1 protein-coding gene is annotated in these 1,187 nt (G+C 66.7%); it reads right to left on the bottom strand.

What is annotated here, in order from left to right; all coding sequences use genetic code 11:
- Nucleotides 1–1,187 (bottom strand): condensation domain-containing protein (locus A5692_RS26520; RefSeq protein WP_231984473.1); only part of this gene is annotated, 1,187 nt, incomplete at both ends.

Raw genomic sequence — 1,187 nt, 5'->3', positions numbered from 1 at the left:
CCGCCGGTCAGATCGACCCGTAGCACCAGGGTGTTAACGAAAAACCCGACCAGCTCATCTAGAGCGGGATCGCGCCGCCCGGCGATCGGGAACCCCACCGCCACATCAGTACTGGCGCTCAGTTTGGCCAACAACACTGCCAACCCGGCCTGGAGCACCATGAAACTGGTCGCATCATGCGCGCGGGCCAGCCGGGTGATCTGCTGCTGCAACCCCGCCGGCCACTCGATCGCGATACTGGCCCCCCGATAATCGGCCACCGCCGGATAGGGCCGATCCGTGGGCAACACCAGCCGTTCAGGCATGCCGGCCAGCGCGTGCTGCCAGTAAGCCACCTGCGCGCCGATGCGGCTGTGTGGGTCGTCGAGGTCACCGAACTGCTCACGCTGCCAGAGTGTGTAGTCGGCGTACTGCACCGCCAACGGCACCCAACCCGGGACCTGCCCCACCGTCCGGGCGGCATACGCGGCGCCCAAATCCCGGATCAGCGGGGTGATCGACCAGCCATCAGCAGCGATATGGTGGGCCACCGCCACCAACACACACTCCTGGTCGCCTAACCGGAAAAGCTGGGCCCGCAACGGGATCTCAGCCACCAAATCAAACGCGTAGCCCGCCACCGCCGCGATCGCCTGGTCCAGCCGGGTATCCGACCAGCCGCTGGCATCGGTCACCGCCCAGCCGAAATCGGCCTGCTCGACCGGCACCACCTGCTGGTGAGGGATCCCGTCGATCGTGGGGAACAGGGTGCGCAGGCTTTCATGGCGGGCCACTAGATCACCGATCGCAGCCTGCAGGGCGTCCACGTCGAGTGGCCCCGTGAGGCGCACCGCGATGGGCATGTTGTAAACCGCCGACCGGCCCAGCAACTGATCGATAAACCACAACCGCAACTGGGCAAACGACAACGGCACCACTGCCGGCCGCTGCTGGGGCGCCAGCGGGGCCAGCCCACCCCCACCCCCGGCCTGGATACGGGGTGCCAACTGGGCGATGGTGGGCGCCTCAAACACCGCCCGCACCGACAAGTCAGCATCCAAGCCGGTGTTGATGGCGGCGATCAGACGCATCGCCGACAACGAATCCCCACCCAACTCGAAAAACGAGTCCTCCACCCCGACCCGCTCGAGGCCGAGGATCTCGGCGTAGATGCCGGCCAGCATTTCCTCGGTCAGATTGCCGGGGGC

The sequence above is a fragment of the Mycobacterium sp. E342 genome (assembly GCF_001667665.1).
Lineage (GTDB): Bacteria > Actinomycetota > Actinomycetes > Mycobacteriales > Mycobacteriaceae > Mycobacterium.
This window is presented reverse-complemented; position numbering and strand designations above follow the sequence as displayed.